Origin of the sequence: Alkalibacterium pelagium (assembly GCF_900109325.1) — a bacterium.
In the GTDB taxonomy this organism is placed as follows: domain Bacteria; phylum Bacillota; class Bacilli; order Lactobacillales; family Carnobacteriaceae_A; genus Alkalibacterium; species Alkalibacterium pelagium.
Genome location: NZ_FNZU01000008.1, coordinates 40449 through 56738, shown reverse-complemented (window position 1 = coordinate 56738; position 16290 = coordinate 40449). Strand labels below are relative to the sequence as shown.

Sequence of the window (16290 nt, the reverse complement as noted above, 5' to 3'; positions counted from 1 at the left end):
CAGTGATCAGGTGCTTTTTTCATAATTTAATTTACGAGCTTATCTTAGTCTGCTTCACGAAGAAGCGGCATACTCATGCATCGTGGCCCCCCTCGACCGCGGGACAGCTCACTTGAAGGGATTTCGATCACTTTAATTCCATTTTTACGCAGCAGTTCGTTAGAGACGTAGTTACGGTTATAAGTGATAACCACACCTGGTTTGATGGCTAAAGTATTTGAGCCATCGTTCCACTGTTCTCTCGGAGCAGCAATCGGGTCTCCTCCCCCACATGGGATCAAGTTGATTTCTGGCATATTCAGGACATCTTTCAGGACGTCAGTTAAATCTGTGTGATGTGTGACTTTGATCTGACCTTCCACCTTAGACGGTTCCAGCATATAGATTGACATTTTTTCATCAAGATCCTGTATGCCTGGATGTATAGTGAACGCATCTTTATCCACCATAGTAAATACTGTGTCCAGGTGCATCATTGCTCTGACGTGCGGAATTTCGATTGCAAGGATTTTTCTGAACTTATCCTGCTTGTCAAAAAGTGAATGAGCCAGTTCTTCGATGGCACGACCTGATGTGCGCTGAGAGACACCTATGGCAAGGACATCCTCACTTAAAACTAGGATATCTCCACCTTCGATGGTCGTTTCGGAATTTCGGTCACGCCAAAGCGGCAGCTGATCCCCTTTAAAATCTGGATGATATCTAGCGATCGTTTCCATAAACAGTGATTCTCTTTTTCGGGCTTCGTAGGTCATTTTGTTGATGGACATGCCTTTGCCTAAGGTTGAGGCAATATCTCTCGTATAGTAAAGGTTAGGCATGGGCTGCATGAGAAACAGATCCTGATCCTGCCGATCGGTCAGCCAGGCAAGTGAACGCGATTGAATGTCAAGCTTGTCCGTTCTGATTCCGGCCATCAGTGTGTCGACCATGTCTTTCGTATCCATAGACAGCAGGTAGTCTGACAATGCATCTTTCACATCCTTGATGTATATGCCCGACTCACTGATCATCTGATCAACTAAAGTCTGATGCCCCTGATGCGCATCAAGGGCTTCCGCCACTAGTTCTTCCAAGTAAACAACTTCAGATCCATTGTCCTTCAAGGCTTCTGCAAATGCATCATGTTCCTCCTGTATGATCGGTAGATAAGGGATGTCATCAAAGAGCAAGTCTTCCATAGTAGAAGGAATAAGATTTTCCACTTCCCGTCCTGGACGTTTTAAAAGAACGGATTTCAGCGGATCGATCTCTGAGTTGATATTAAATAATCTTGACATAATGTCCTCCTGATAAAATTAGTATAGATATTTAAAATAACGTATAAATATTCATTTTAATGCAAATGGAAAGAGAAAAGATTGCTCTTCTCCCCTTCATTCTTATTCTTCTATAAATACATCTGGTGATTCTGTATAGTCTGGTGCGGGAGCTACGTTTTCAGGTTTGCGTTCGTAGCGGATCGGTTCATTATAACTATCATCTTCAGCCATTTTCTGTTCAAGCCACATCTCTGTCTCCATCAATGCGTCATCAAGATGAACGACTGCTTTGCTTTTAGTTTCCTGAGCCTTTGATTTCAGTTGTCTCTGAAAGTCTTCTCCTGACTGTGGGGCAAAAAGATAAGCTGCTGCTGCTCCAGCTAAGGCACCCAAAGCCATTCCTATTCCGAAACTGCCTTTTGACATGCTGTTTTCCTCCTAGTTAGTAAGTGATTTTTCCAGTGACACAAGTTCTATGCAGGTACACAATGCTTCCATTGCAATTTCCAGATCATCCAGTTTGGCAAAGCTCGGAGCCAGTCTGATGCTGTTATCCTTTGGATTGACACCATACGGATATGCAGCATTGGCAGGAGTCAGTTCGATCCCAATTGCCTTCATTTTTTCAACGATATCCGTTGCGCACCCGTCCTGTGTAGTCAGATGAATGAAATAGCCGCCTTCAGGTTTGGTCCACTGAACAAACGCGGACCGGTCTCCGGAAAAGTATGCGGAAAGAATTGCATCGACCCAGTCAAATTTAGGTGAAAGAATCTCAGCATGCTTTTCCATGTGGTGCTCGATGGTTTCACGGTCTTTAAGAAACAGGACATGACGCATCTGATTGATTTTATCAAAACTGATGATCTGCTTGCTGAACTCCAGAGCCAGCTCATTGATGCGTGCTTCTGATGCACCCATAGCCGCTACACCAGAACCAGGAAGCGTCATTTTAGATGTTGACACATACTGAATCACCCGATTCTCATTTCCGGCTTCTTTACATGCTTTAAGGAGATCTGCAGCTTCTTTTTTATCATCAGTCAAATGGTGAACGACATACGCATTGTCCCAGAGAATAATGAAATCCTCGTAAGCTGTAAACATATTCGCCAGACGGGTGACAGACTCATCTGAAATCGTTTCTCCAGTCGGGTTATTGTATGTAGGCACTACAAACATCCCTTTTATAGCTGGATCCTGTGCGACCAGTTTCTCAACGGCTTCCATATCTGGACCCTGACCTGTCAGTTCAACCGGGATCATTTCGATACCTAGATGATCCAGCATGAACCAGTGGCGGTCGTATCCTGGACTCGGACAGATAAATTTGACCTTGTCTCCTCTTGACCATGGGTTCTTGGCAGTGAACATAAAGTGCACAAGGGTTGCATACATCATCTGAAGACTGGAATTGCCTCCGACAAACGTTTCCTCTACCTGTGTGTTCAACAGTTCACCGAAAAGTTCTCTGGCTTCTTTTAAACCAAAGAGTCCACCATAGTTTCTTATGTCTAGTTCATCTTCACTATACCAGTTTTCGATGCGTGTTTCATTTAATAAAGCTTCAGACAGTTTCAACTGTTCTGTTGATGGAATTCCTCTGGCAATGGTTATGTCAAAAGGTCGATTTTTATACAGAGCATACTGTGATCTCAACTGCTCCAGACGTTCACTTATTTCTTCAATAGACATGACATTTCTCCTCTCGTTGCCCTGCACTCGGTACAAAGCAGATTAGCTAGTCATTATTATACCTTATCATAAGTGAATTTGAAAACGATTCATCAATTCAGAAGCTGTTCTGACCCGTTCTCTACATAACTTCCGAGACTTTTCGCAAACATTCATCATGATCATGCGCACGTGCCGGACACTGATATCTGCCGAAAAAAATCATCCGGTGATGAGCAATACTCCATAGCTCTCTCGGGAGTTTTTCCATCAAGGTTTCTTCGACCTGTTTGACTGTCGCTTTTGGAGAGCAGATATTGAATCGTTTACTGATACGTTCGACATGCGTATCGACAGCAATAGCCGGTTCATCAAAGGCCACACTCATAACGACATTGGCCGTTTTTCTGCCGACGCCAGCCAGACTTTCAAGCTCCTTATGTGTCCTCGGCACTTCACCGTTAAAGCGGACGACCAAGTCTTCAGCACATTTCTTTAGAAACTTAGCTTTATTGCGGTATAGTCCAATCGTCTTAATTTTGTCCATGATTTCTTCCACTTCAGCTTCCATCATCGCTTCGGGATTCGGATAGGCTTCAAACAGCTGGGGAGTCACTTTGTTTACTCCTACATCAGTTGTCTGTGCACTCAATATGACAGCTATCAATAATTCGAAAGCATTCTTATGGCTCAGTTCAGCTTTCGCATCTGGATACAGTTCACCCATAGCCTCGATCAATTTAGTCGTTTCAGTCGCATTCAGTAATTCAGGTTCTTTCATTCCGGCATTCTCTCCTTATTCTGTCGTCAGGTCCTTAAGCATCGTCATTATTTTTAAGCCAGTTATACATCGGCACGGGTTTATCTTCTTCATCCTTCTCACTATCTGAGGATTTGTCAGACTGATTCTGTCTGTGCCGTTTCGACTCTTTTTCAACCTGGGCTTTCGTGCGAATGTTTTTCTTCTCCCATGTCAGCAGGATCCTGTCGATATACTTCAGACTGTAAACTTGACTCAGGACAGCTTCACGTAATGCAGCTTCAATCAGTTCGATTGGATAATCATCTTCGTTCAGCCACATATCAAGGGTCTGAATTTCTATTGCGGACAATCCTCTGCCGAATTCTTCTTCAAACAAACGGTAAAGATCTTTGGAAGACAGCTCTTCTTTTTCTTTCTTCACAGTTTTCAACTGTTCTTCCTGCAAGTAAACAAGTTTTTCGTATAACAGATCAAATGAGAATTCGTCCTGGGTCTTTCCTTCTTCATTTATGCTGGTCTCTATTGTAATAATTTTCTTAGTCATCAGCTGGTGAATTGCTTTGTATGCTTCTTCCCTTGATACATCCAGTCGCTCTGCAAGCAGTTGACTGTCAGGAAAGCGCTGGCCGTTTTCAACTAGAGAAAGAAGCTGAATGAGAACAACCAGATCAGTATTTGTCAGTCCCAGATCTTTATAATGCATCAGCAATGGATTAGGGATAAGTGTCTGACCGGCTTTTATCCACTTTATAAGGTCTTCAGCCATATTTCGGCTCCTTTCTAACTTTTCCTCACAATCAATGAGGTTCATTATTTAAAAAAAGGACTGGGTAAAATGCCCAATCCTTTTTATTGCGGTCACTGCTGCTTATGGATAAATACGGTTCAAGAGACGTGGGAACGGAATAGCTTCACGGATATGTTCCGTTCCACTGATCCAGGTTACCGTACGTTCAAGTCCCAGTCCGAAACCGGAATGCGGGACACTACCGTATTTACGAAGATCCAGATACCATTCATACTCGCTGACGTCCAGGTCGAACGCTTCAAGCTGCTTACGAAGGGCATCATAGTCATCTTCACGCTGAGATCCACCAATGATTTCACCATAGCCTTCAGGAGCAATAAGATCTGCACATAAGACGATGTCTTCACGAGTCGGATGAGGTTTCATGTAAAATGGCTTGATCGCTTTCGGATAGTTCAGGATAAAGACAGGCTTATCGAATTGTTCAGCGATAAAGGTCTCTTCTGGTGATCCGAAGTCTTCACCCCAAGTCACATCGAAGTCATTCTTATTCAGCAGCTCAATTGCTTCATCATAAGAAATTCTTGGATAAGGTAGAGATGTATATTTTCTAAGCAGGTCTTTATCACGTTCAAGAACATCCAGAGCGTGATCACAGTTATCCAGGACACTCTGTACAAGATACGCGACATATTTTTCCTGAATTTCAAGAGAATCGTCCTGATCCATAAAGGCCATTTCAGGTTCGATCATCCAGAATTCAATCAGGTGACGACGAGTCTTGGATTTTTCAGCCCGGAAAGTCGGACCGAATGAAAAGACTTTACCAAGAGCCATAGCTCCTGCTTCCATATACAGCTGTCCACTTTGAGACAGGAAGGCATCTCTATCGAAGTATTCTGTATGGAACAGTTCAGTCGTGTTTTCTGCCGCACTACCTGTCAGGATAGGCGGATCGATTTTAGTAAAGCCTTCTTTATTGTAAAACTCATAAGTTGCACGTATGATTTCATTTCTGACCTGCATCACGGCATGCTGCTTTGAAGATCGCAGCCATAAATGACGGTTGTCCATAAGAAACTCGGTACCGTGTTCTTTTGGCGTGATCGGATAATCGACTGACTCGCCGATTACTTCCAGGCTGTCGACGTGTATTTCATAGCCGAATTTAGAACGGGTGTCTTCCTGAATCGTTCCTTCAACCCAGACAGAGCTTTCCTGCGTAATGTTTTTAGCAGTCTGAAAAACCTCTTCGGAAACTTCACTTTTAACGACGACCCCTTGGAAAAAGGCTGATCCGTCACGTAAATTCAGAAAGGCGATTTTCCCGCTTGAACGTTTATTGGCGATCCATGCCCCGATTCTTACTTTTTCTCCGACATGTTTACTAGCTTCTATTATCTGTATCTTCTTCACGTAAATAATTCCCTTCTGATTTAAATATTATCTATGGTGCGCAGCCATTCACCTGTCTGCAGATTGACGATATAATAACCTAATCGGTCATTCTCATTGCGGTAGCTGATTTCCCAGACCGGTGTATCATCGATCATACCGATCCGTGCATTGAGAATCTTGACCGAATCTCTAGCTTCCCGGGTCATTCTTACAGCTTCCTGCTCGGAAATGGTATTCTCTGCAGAAAAAGATGTAATCTGACCTCCAGCCTGCTGAACGATATAAATACGCTCTTGGCCTTCTTCATTCGTTCCAGTTACTGTCAGGTATGTTTCTGTCCCGTTGTACCAGTGAAAATCTTCCACCTGGTTTAGATTCGTCCGTTCCCTGACAAAAGCTATCGTATCTGCTTCTGCACGAGAATAAGTATTAGTCGATCGCTGATATAAGATAATCGCTCCGATAATCACAAGACTCAAAGTAATGGCGAGACCAATTATAAATTTTTTCACTTGTCTCTCCTCAATCTGTTTCCTTTTATTTCAACTTCTCTAGTATAGCAAATGCCACTCGAGAAATAAATATCTGGGTTGTTAAACTTTGTTTTCAGTTTGTCTGAAAAATGACTGGGCTTCACTTACGATCGTCTCAAGCGGATATTCTTCCAGTACCAGTCCTTCAGGTAGTGAGTCGGTAAATGCAGACCCGTAACTTGAATCGATGATCCGTCTATCAAGAACGATCCAGATGCCTTTATCATGAACTGAACGGATCAGTCTGCCGATTCCCTGCTTGAGACGCATCACTGCTCTCGGCAGAAGGTCATGCACAAAGGGATTCAGTCCCTGGTCACTCAGCAGCTGATGACGATGCTTGACCATGGGCATATCAGGCGAATCAAATGGCAGACGTGTAAGAATAACCAGTTTTAGTTCATCTTCGGGAAAATCGACCCCTTCCCAGAAACTGTCGGCGCCAAGCACAACCACTTCTCGAGCCTTTTTCACCTGCTTGGCAATCTTTAAAGGAGTGCCTGAAATGTTCTGCGCAAGGATAGTCTTTCGGTTCAGTGCGGGACGATTTTTCAGCAGCTGATAGACGGCCTGGATCGTTTCCTGTGACCGGAAAAGAATCAGCGTATTCTCGCTCGTCTGTTTAAGTATGTCTTCAAGTTGTCCGGCCAGCTCGGAAGCATACGCGCCGCGTTTTAAATGACCGACGGCTGTCTGCTGGTCAGGAACGAAAAGTCTGCCCTGCTTCTGATAATCATACACAGAATCAAAGCTGCTGAATTCTGCATGCTCAAGACCCAGTGCCTGCTGGATATAGCTGGTTGATCCTTTGACTGACAAGGTACTGCTCGTCAGCACAAGATGATCGACCGCATGAAGTCTATTTTGAAGCAGCTCTCTGCTGTCCAGATTATACTGATAAAAAGTCAAGGTGGTCCATGGTGAACGGGAATAGAATTTGATCCCGGTCAGGCTGCCTTTTTCCTGTCTGAAAAGCAGTTCGGTCAGTGACTCTGACAAGTGCTGCGTTCGGTCAATGACAAGCTGAAGACGAGACATCACTCGCTTTATTTCTTTAGACAAGGCATCTGATTCAGATTCCAGCAGTTCTATGATCTGATTGCCTACGTAGATCATTTCATCGATCGTCGCTTTTAGCCGTTTATTATCTTTCTTCAGTCCAACAGACAGTGCACTCAAATCAATCGCCTGCTCTTTCCACTCGACAACTGATTCCGAGTAGTCCTCAGTCTGTCGAATACGGGCAACCCAGGAGTCGGACCATTCCTGCCATTCTTCATTAAGAATTTGCGCCGCAGACTCCAGAGACCTGATCTGATAGTCTTTAACCGGACTATCTTCAGCTTGATCTAGTTCATAGAGAATGGACTCTTCCTTGTCGAGCGACCCAATCTGTTTCAGGTCTTTGACGAGTGAGCTGACTCTGAATGAAAGTGTGGCACTCTGATCAATGACATCCGGCAAGTGATGGGCTTCATCTATAATGACTGTTTCACTCTGAAGAATCGGCTCTAGTTTTTTCCAGTCAGCTAAGAGATAGGCATGGTTGGCAATAATGATCGCTGCCTCTTCGAGACGTCTATTTCTTCGATAGAGGAACTCATAAGATTCAAAAACTGGAAGAGGTGTCTGGCGTCCCGACGGTCTGATATCCTTCCAGAAGGCATGAGCCATATGTGCTCCGGACCCGATTTCCTCCAGGTCCCCCTCATTTGTTTCAGTCAGCCAGACCAGTATTTTCATACAGAAGATAGCCTCAATGTCTGAATCTGCTGTGTTTTTCCACTTTCTATAAAAAGCCGAGAGCGAAAGATAATGTGATTCGCTCTTGGCTACAGCTACGGACTGGGAGAACGGCATCTTCTGATTGAGCATAGGAATGATATCGGCTGAAAGCTGCTTTTGAAGAACTTTAGTATAAGTAGAAATAATCATTTTGTTCTCTTTTGACGCTAAGTAGTAAGCGGGAAAAAGATACCCATAAGTTTTCCCAGATCCAGGAGCGGCTTCTATGAGCTGCGTATACTTTGGCGCATCTTTTTTCAGAAAATTAAATAAGGTATTCATCAGCTCAGACTGACCACTTCGCCAGTCCAGACCGATCCGAGACAAAGCAGCCCGTTTCTCCTCTTCCTTATAGGGATAAACTGGCTGCTTTCTGTATTCTTCCTGGACAGTTGGACTGAGTGGCTTTTTAATTGCCATATCCCCCACTATCATAAGGGAGTGGTCAAGGTCGCTCGGATCATTCAGCATATCCTCTAGAGCGTGCCTGAAAAACAGGGTCGTGTCAGCAGTGGTACTGGGTGACAGGTCTGTCAAGGACTCAAGGGTGATCAGAGGCAGGCGTCTAATTTTTTCATCCAGTTTGTTTAACAGGAATACCGTTGCTTCTGCATCCGACAACGCGTTGTGGGCATGCTTTAAAGTATAGCCAAGTGACGCCGTCAATTCCTTCAACTGATAGCTGTCTTCAGAAGGGTAAAGAATCTGAGCCAGTTCTACTGTGTCGATAGCTGGAATACAAAGTGGCTCTGATCCTGCCCTTACCAGGCATTCATTTAAAAACTGATAATCAAAACCGACGTTATGTGCGACGAAAATCGTGTCTTCAAGCAGGTGTCGAATGACATGAGCAATGTCTTCAAAATAAGGGGCTGTAGCCAGATCCTGAGTGGTTATGCCAGTCAGGTCTCTAATGGTTCTGCTGACCTTACGTGAAGGGTTGACGAACGTATCGAATGACTGAATAATTTCACCGTTTCTGACTAGAACACAGGCAAATTGTATCATCCGTTCATCACGACCGATACTAGCTCCCGTCGCTTCAATATCGACGACAGCGTATAACTGATCTTTTTTCATCTAACCCCTCCTTTCTTCCTGACTATTCATAATGAAACAGAATTGTCAGATGTATTTACTTTCTTTAAGCCAGTTTAGAATCGGCTCGGTTTTATTTTCAATAGCGCCTAAGACCACAGCTTTTTCGGCAACCTGAATGGCTTCTCCGAGCCAAGGTCCGCCTCTGCTATCTGTCTCTTCCATTATGATCCGTCCGTTTATGGCCAGCTCTTCACGTGATTGGATAGGCAGAGTAAGAATCAGACGCGCTGCGGTGCGCTTATCGAATGGAAGCTTCAGCATCTGCAAAAGATCCTCCGCCTCCCAGATTAATGGTGGAGAAAAAGTGTAGACGATATAATGATTCAATGGATAATGATGGCGGTATAAAATCAGTTCCAGCAACTTGACGCTGTCCGTAATCAGCTGGTTGGAGAGACGCCAATATTTCAGGAAGGCCGCTGCTTCTTTGGGATCATTTACTCCCATGAAATAAAGCAGCAATGCCCAGACATGCCGCTCTTTCTTAAGTGGTCTTGAAATAAGCGAGAAGCGTCTCAGCGCCACTTTTCCGTACTTCAACCCAGGGCAATGGGCATAAAGACTTGTTGTAAAGAAGGCTTCCATACCCTGGAGGACATACTCGCCCATAGCCATTTTTACAAATTCCACCTGAATACGCTCGACGGCAATGTTTTCAAGCAAATGCGCATTAACCACAATCGCATAAAACGTATCAGCCTCAAGCTGAAAGCCGAGCTGAGAGGCAAATCGAACCGCCCGCATCATCCGCAGGGCATCTTCGTGGAACCGTTCTTCGGGCTTGCCTACTGCACGGATGATCTGTTCCTTCAGATCACGCTCCCCGTCAAAGAAATCCTGGATGTTTCCTTTGTTATCCATTGCGAAAGCATTGATTGTCAGGTCACGTCGCTTCAAGTCTTCTTCTAAAGAGCGCACAAAAGTGACCGAATCAGGACGTCTGTAATCTTGATACGTCGATTCGGTCCGAAATGTAGTAACTTCATAACTTTCATCGTCCAGCAGCACCATGACTGTTCCGTGTTCAATTCCTACATCGACGGTCCGTCTGAACAGCCGTTTAATTTCTTCAGGAAAGGCACTCGTTGCAATATCAACGTCATTGACTGTTTTTCCAAGGAGGGCGTCTCTGACACTGCCTCCTACGAAGTAAGCTTCAAATCCCGCAGCCTGTAGTGTCTCCAGAACGGGCAAAGCCTTCTCGAATTCTCCTTTAACTGGTACTTTTAAGGTCATATATACGGGGTACAAATCAGTGACGCATTCTACCCCTTCTCTCCTTTATCACTTAACTGTCTGCTTCGTTCCTGCCATCATGACGTTCGAAACGGTACGCATCTCTACTTTGAAACTTGTCCATGATGGCGTCGAACGAATCAGATAGGTCGATATCTAAAGAGTTGGCAAGACTGATCAGAACGAACAGGACATCGCCAAGCTCTTCTTCCACCCTTTTTTCCTCTTCGGACTCTTTTTTCTGTTTTTCACCATACCGATGATTAACTTCTCTTGCCAGTTCGCCCACTTCTTCAGTCAAACGAGCAAGCTGCCCTAAAGGAGTAAAATATCCAGTCTTGAACTGACTGATATAGTCATCAACCTGTTTCTGCATGTCTGTCATATCAGTCATCTGTCTACTCCTCTATTTTATGAATTCAGGAGGACGAAACACCGTTCTCCATTTTGTCTTCAATGTGTTTAAGTTCTTCTGCGAGGGAGTAAAAGTCATCCCGGTTATCTGTTTCAAGTGCACGATCGATATCTTCCAGCACCTGCTCGCGCTGTTTCTGAAGATAAAAGGTGTCAACCGCTTCGTCTACCTGCTCATCGATTTCGGAAGTCATGCGGTCGTTCCATTTTGCATAAGGGTTGTCTTCGAGAATTGCTGCATATTCTGGTGACAGCAGTGAATCCTGAAAGAGCAGTTCGATATACAAATCAGTATGCCAGTTCAGCCTGACTTCGTGGAAAGCCTGCTCTGGGTGGTCATATTCCTGACCATCCTTATAGAACCGGAACGCTTCATCTTCTGTGCCAACAGTCGCCATTCTAATTCCACGAGGAGTTTTATTCGCTTCTTCTACAAACTTTGTCTTGTTGAGTACAATGTCATGATTGAGTAGATAGTTTAAAATCCACATCGATTCTCTGCGTTTCATCTGATAGCGCTGCAAAAACCATTTGAGAAATTTCTTCTTGTCTTTTAACTGTACGCGACTATACATGTAAACTCCCCTCCTTTTCTATGCTCACTTATATTATACCAAAATTATAGAGTGTCTTCATACTTAATCCACTCACGCACTTCCATGTCATCCGGTTTCAGTTCGAGGTAACGTCTGGCTGTATTAATAAACCCTGCTCTGTCTCCATCTTCCCGAAGGAATACGGCATAGTCTTTTAGAAAGTCAGCATTGTCACTCAGATACACCGCTGCTTTATCATAGTAGTCTCTAGCTTCTTCAAATGCTTCTTCTTCATTATAAGCAATGGCCGCATACCAGAACAGCTGCGGGTCTTCTTCTCCGCTCTCAAGTACCGGTTCAAACACAGCTAGCGCTTCTTCAAAGGCCTGCTGTACGAATAGAACTTGAACATATTCCAGAATCATCGTGACATTGTCAGGGTCAAGGGCGATCGCTTCCTGATAAAAGTGACGTGCCTTGTCTGCATCTCCAAGAATTTTGGCTGCTTCTGCGCCCATCGCATACAAGGAAGCATTCTGCCTGTCGTAAAAGAGCCCTTCTTCCACTTGTTCCAGTGCACGTTTTTCATCAGCAAGTTCAAGAAAACCTTTGGCCAGATAACTGTAGACGGACGTGTAGCTCGGGTCCAGTTCCTTAACTTTGAAGAAATGGCTGTTTGCCGCATCGTAGTCCTTTTTCTGGAAATACACGAGACCAAGCTGGAAAAGATGATCGCTCGTCTCCTGCAGATCAACAGCTTCTTTCAAGTAATCTATAGCAGAATCCAGGTCTCCTATCGCCGCATAAGCATTTCCCAGTCGTCCATTGAGACTGGTCCCGGCGAATTCAATATGATTTGTGACAATCAGTTTTTCGTAATGCGTAATGGCCTCTTTATACTTCCCACTGGCAAAAAGCAGTTCTCCCAGTGCGAATTCGATTACTGGTTCTTCAGGCAGCAAAGCTCTTGCTTCTTCAAGCTTCTGCCTCGCTACTTCCGGAAGATCCAGCACCTGATAGTAGTCAGCTGAAACCAACAGCGCCTGTACATAATATGGACTGTCCTTATCCACTTTTTCGATCCATTCAAAAGCTTCCAGCTCATTGCCTTCTTCGATCGCTATCTCAGCCAAGGTCAGTTTCAGTCCCTCTTCATCGGGATGTGCGGTCAGCAGATGCTGAACGACCTGCTTCGTTTGATTTAAGAATCCCAGATCGAAAAGCGTTTCAACTAGTGCAAACAAGTCTTCATCCGAATCGCCTGCAATCGCCTGATCCAGCAGATGTTCTGCCTTTTCGAGTTCTTCGTTCTGAATTGCATCGATCATTTCTTTTGAATACGACATCCTGACATCCCTTCTTTCCTGTCTCTTTTTATTATCTTATCATATCTGCAGTCTGATTTACTATATCAAAAAACAGTTCAAACCAGGTAGCGGTTCAAACTGTTTCTAGACTTACTGTCCTGCATCTGTATGATAATACACGTCAATCAGAACGCTCCCGCTCAACAAATCTTCACTTTCTCTCTGATAGGAGAGCTGATAGCTGTTCAAGAATCGGTCCTGCTGATTCATGTTCGCCAGCATGCCTCTGATATTTGAGGCTTCTGAGCTTTCGAATTCAATCTGATAAACGGTATGAACATACCGGTCATTGAGTCCTTCAACAGGCTGTTCTTCGCTAAGACGTGAGATCTGACGCAATGTAACGTCATTTGACTCTGCCGCAGACTGGATCAGCACAATGGCTTCATTGATCCTTTCACCTTCAGGAATAAAGCGTGATGACTCAGCATAAGCCTCTTCCAGCTCATTAAGATTCTGTTCAGACGGTGGGTAAGCAGTCAGGAGCGATTCCTGCTCACTGACTATAGCTGCGGAGTTTTCCGCAGTAGCCCTTACCGGTTCGATAAAATATCTGTTTCCATAATAGAACAGAGCAATCAGGATCATGATAAGGGTCAGCATCACCAGAAGGGATTCTCTAGTCCATTTGATGATCATTGCTCTCCCCCCTCTTCTTTCAGAATCTGCTCATCGATGTCCAGTGTCAGTTCGATCAGATGACCGGCATCCTCACCCTGATTTTCCAGACGAGTCATGTGCACGCGCGTCACGTACGGAAGCATTTCAAGATCAGTTATTAATTCTGCACTTTCTTCTACTAATGACTGGTCCAGCTGAACCATCAGTTCATTCGTTTCATTTAAAGTGAATGTCACCACAGTTTCTTCGCTGTCAGGAATCACACCAGTGATGTCCTCAGTCAGATAGACAAGGGGATACTGATTGGCCTCCAGTACAGTCATAGCCTGCTCATTCATTGTGATTGCCCGGTCAACTCTTGACATGTTCCGAGCCACTGAGACTTCCTCGGACCGCTGCTGCAGAAGCTGCATACTGTTCTGGTCTTGTCTGACGTAAAGCCCGTGCATCAGGAAGAAATAAATCCCTACTATCATAACACCGGCAAAAAAGAAAACAATCATCAGATGAGGAAGCACATTTCTAGCTTTCTTCTCAAAAAAATTGATCTCGATCATTTGACCACTTCCCCTTCGCCTTCAACAGTCAGATTCTTCACTTTCTTGAATCCTCGTCCTGTCTTTTTATGTCTAGTTCCCAGACTTTCCTTCGAAGCCCCGAACAATGATTGCCCCGCTTTAGGTTCTTTTAAAGACAAACCGTAAAGGACAGAGTCAGCCTGTACAAATTGGGAAGGAAGATCGACCAAGCTTATTTTAACTGTAAAGCGTTCATCAAGAAGACGTTTCAAACGGTCAAGATCCGGGAAATAACCGCTCAGGACGATAGCTGAGACGCTGTCTTTCCCATCCATAACGGAATAGCGATAAAAATCCATAAACCGCTCCAGGCCATTCAGCTGGTCCTCCAGATTATCTGTCAGTTCCTCATCCGTGCGTTTCCATTCCCACCTGCCTTCTTTCGTCAGGTTCCATGATTCCATTAGTCTCTGAGAACGGGTATGCCTGTTGAACTGTGGGATGCCTTTATTGAAGACAGTGATTGATGTATCAACAGGATTCCACTGCAGAACCATAACGTGATCCTCTTCTTTGGCTTTAATCTGAAACTGCTGGTTTAGAATTCGGTAGACACAAAGAGACGAAATATCCGCCACTTCCGGTTTCAAAGATACTCCTTCAAGAAGATCGAGATAATGACGCACCTGATCTCCAGGATAAGCAGCAAGAAAAAGCGTCTGAGTCGTTTCATTTCTGCTAATGACTTCATAATCCACTTTCGGGTGATCAAAAGGCAGGCGAATCGACTGGTTGATATGTAGATTCAAATAATCCTTGATTTCATTTGGGGCAAGCTGAGCTGGAATCTCTTCCTCGCGAATCGTGACAAAATCGTCTGGGAGAACGATGGACACCTTCGTTTTTTTCCATTTCTTCTCTTTAATGAGTGCATCAAGTCGGGCCTGAAGAAGCGGCACATTAGTCAGCCTGCCTTCCTGGACAATTGCTGTATCAAAAACAAGTTCGTCTTTTTCAATGAGTGTTTTTCTCTGACTATCCATCACCAGATACTTGATACTGCGTTCAAGAAACTGCATGAACAGATGTGGTTTGGCTTTAAATAACATAATGATTCCTCCAGAAGTTCTTCATGTCAATCTATCAATTTCAGTAGATACTGTTCAAAACAAGGAAATATACCAGTCGATCAACGGTTCTCCAACGAAGAAGACAGTCAGTGCCGCCAGCCCGATATATGGCCCGAAAGCGATACGAGACTTCCTGCCGAGACGATTGATCTTCATTGTAATCAGCCCACCTATACTGCCGAACAAAGTAGATAGGAAAAACAAAAGCAGAAAGTGATATAATCCGAAAATAAAGCCGAATAAGGTAAAGTACTTCAGATCACCAACACCCATGCCGCCTTTAGAGATTAGGATAATTATTAGGACAAGGATGAATGCGACTACTGCTCCGATACCTGACATGTAAAAGGGATTAAGCGGGAAGAACAGGCGGTAAATCAGAAAAAGCGGACTGAAAAAAATCAGAATTCGATTCGGTATCCGTTTGTATTCAATATCCGATACACTTACCGGAATGATCAGACTGATGAGAAGCACGCCTAGAATCATTTGGTTAGTGATCCCGAAGAAATAATAAGTTGATGCAAATAATATACCAGTCGCAAATTCCATCAATGGGTAAATCAGTGAGATACGCTGATGGCATCCCCGGCATTTTCCTTTTTGTATAAGATAGGAAAATACAGGGATTAGTTCTCTCCAGCTCAACGTCCGCTGGCACGTGTCACAGTATGACCGCTTTTCACTGAAAAGGGACTTTGTTGGTACACGTAATCCGACTACATTGAAAAAAGAGCCAAAGATTAGTCCGTATAAAAAGAAAACCACTATGAAAAATATGTCCATTTTTTACTCCTATGTAGTAAGAAAGACCCCGGGAAGGGGCCTTTATTTAAGTAGCGTGATGTATTAATTTCCACCACTTTGAAATTCTAAATCACCATCACTGTTTCTTATTACTTTATCATTAACGTTTAAAGTTTCGTCTCCTCGATCTTCTAAATATCCTCTATCTACTAATGTTTCAACCGTCACACCGTCAGTTCCTAAAGTTACGTTTTCACCAGTTTCATATAATCTTGCAGCATCAACAATCAGTTCGGTTTCTCTTGCAGTAGCTCTTTCATCTGCGTTAGAAATGACCCCACTTACTGCAGGAATAGCAATAGCCAATATAATCCCCAAAATAACAATAACTGCCAAAAGTTCAACTAGTGTAAATCCGTCTTCTTTTTTCATCATCTGTCTGATTTTGTTCCTCATT

17 protein-coding genes are annotated in these 16290 nt (G+C 44.0%); all 17 read right to left on the bottom strand.

Going from position 1 to position 16290, the window contains the following annotated elements; all coding sequences use genetic code 11:
• Positions 1-44 precede the first annotated feature (44 nt).
• Positions 45-1280 carry an arginine deiminase gene (arcA, locus tag BMX79_RS07590; protein ID WP_091481065.1) on the bottom strand — a complete coding sequence of 412 codons (1236 nt, stop codon included), beginning with the start codon at positions 1278-1280 and terminating at the stop codon, positions 45-47.
• A gap of 102 nt (positions 1281-1382) precedes the next feature.
• Entirely contained in the window at positions 1383-1688 is a 306-nt protein-coding gene (locus BMX79_RS07585; RefSeq protein WP_091481062.1) for a YtxH domain-containing protein, read from the bottom strand.
• Between the two features lie 12 nt (positions 1689-1700).
• Positions 1701-2957, bottom strand: a complete 1257-nt coding sequence (locus tag BMX79_RS07580) for an aspartate aminotransferase type Ic (protein ID WP_091481059.1) — start codon at positions 2955-2957, stop codon at positions 1701-1703.
• 121 nt (positions 2958-3078) lie between these two features.
• Positions 3079-3717 carry an endonuclease III gene (gene nth / locus BMX79_RS07575; protein WP_091481057.1) on the bottom strand — a complete coding sequence of 213 codons (639 nt, stop codon included), beginning with the start codon at positions 3715-3717 and terminating at the stop codon, positions 3079-3081.
• 34 nt (positions 3718-3751) lie between these two features.
• Positions 3752-4465 carry a DnaD domain-containing protein gene (locus tag BMX79_RS07570; protein ID WP_091481054.1) on the bottom strand — a complete coding sequence of 238 codons (714 nt, stop codon included), beginning with the start codon at positions 4463-4465 and terminating at the stop codon, positions 3752-3754.
• A 102-nt stretch (positions 4466-4567) separates the two neighbouring features.
• Entirely contained in the window at positions 4568-5863 is a 1296-nt protein-coding gene (asnS, locus tag BMX79_RS07565) for an asparagine--tRNA ligase (protein ID WP_091481050.1), read from the bottom strand.
• A 20-nt stretch (positions 5864-5883) separates the two neighbouring features.
• Positions 5884-6357, bottom strand: coding sequence for a cell wall elongation regulator TseB-like domain-containing protein (locus BMX79_RS07560; protein WP_091481048.1), 474 nt, complete (start codon positions 6355-6357; stop codon positions 5884-5886).
• A gap of 81 nt (positions 6358-6438) precedes the next feature.
• Positions 6439-9243, bottom strand: a complete 2805-nt coding sequence (locus tag BMX79_RS07555; protein ID WP_091481045.1) for a helicase C-terminal domain-containing protein — start codon at positions 9241-9243, stop codon at positions 6439-6441.
• A gap of 45 nt (positions 9244-9288) precedes the next feature.
• Entirely contained in the window at positions 9289-10500 is a 1212-nt protein-coding gene (locus BMX79_RS07550) for a CCA tRNA nucleotidyltransferase (RefSeq protein ID WP_091481042.1), read from the bottom strand.
• A gap of 52 nt (positions 10501-10552) precedes the next feature.
• Complete coding sequence (locus BMX79_RS07545; RefSeq protein WP_170230997.1) at positions 10553-10894, bottom strand: nucleotide pyrophosphohydrolase; 342 nt, start codon at positions 10892-10894, stop codon at positions 10553-10555.
• A 25-nt stretch (positions 10895-10919) separates the two neighbouring features.
• Positions 10920-11489: a ReoY family proteolytic degradation factor gene (locus tag BMX79_RS07540; RefSeq protein ID WP_091481040.1), complete on the bottom strand. Its 570-nt coding sequence runs from the start codon at positions 11487-11489 to the stop codon at positions 10920-10922.
• A 44-nt stretch (positions 11490-11533) separates the two neighbouring features.
• Positions 11534-12796: a tetratricopeptide repeat protein gene (locus BMX79_RS07535; RefSeq protein WP_091481037.1), complete on the bottom strand. Its 1263-nt coding sequence runs from the start codon at positions 12794-12796 to the stop codon at positions 11534-11536.
• Positions 12797-12907: 111 nt separating this feature from the next.
• Positions 12908-13456: a type II secretion system protein M gene (locus tag BMX79_RS07530; protein ID WP_091481033.1), complete on the bottom strand. Its 549-nt coding sequence runs from the start codon at positions 13454-13456 to the stop codon at positions 12908-12910.
• Positions 13453-13995: a hypothetical protein gene (locus BMX79_RS07525; RefSeq protein WP_091481030.1), complete on the bottom strand. Its 543-nt coding sequence runs from the start codon at positions 13993-13995 to the stop codon at positions 13453-13455. Before BMX79_RS07525 ends, BMX79_RS07530 begins: the two co-directional genes overlap by 4 nt.
• Positions 13992-15065, bottom strand: coding sequence for a type IV pilus biogenesis protein PilM (gene pilM / locus BMX79_RS07520; protein ID WP_091481027.1), 1074 nt, complete (start codon positions 15063-15065; stop codon positions 13992-13994). Before pilM ends, BMX79_RS07525 begins: the two co-directional genes overlap by 4 nt.
• Before the next feature lie 54 nt (positions 15066-15119).
• On the bottom strand, positions 15120-15872 hold the full coding sequence (locus BMX79_RS07515; protein ID WP_091481024.1) for a prepilin peptidase: 753 nt from the start codon (positions 15870-15872) through the stop codon (positions 15120-15122).
• Between the two features lie 63 nt (positions 15873-15935).
• Positions 15936-16289 (bottom strand): prepilin-type N-terminal cleavage/methylation domain-containing protein, encoded by a 354-nt coding sequence (locus tag BMX79_RS07510; RefSeq protein WP_091481021.1) that lies wholly within the window; start codon positions 16287-16289, stop codon positions 15936-15938.
• Between the last annotated feature and the right edge of the window lies 1 nt (position 16290).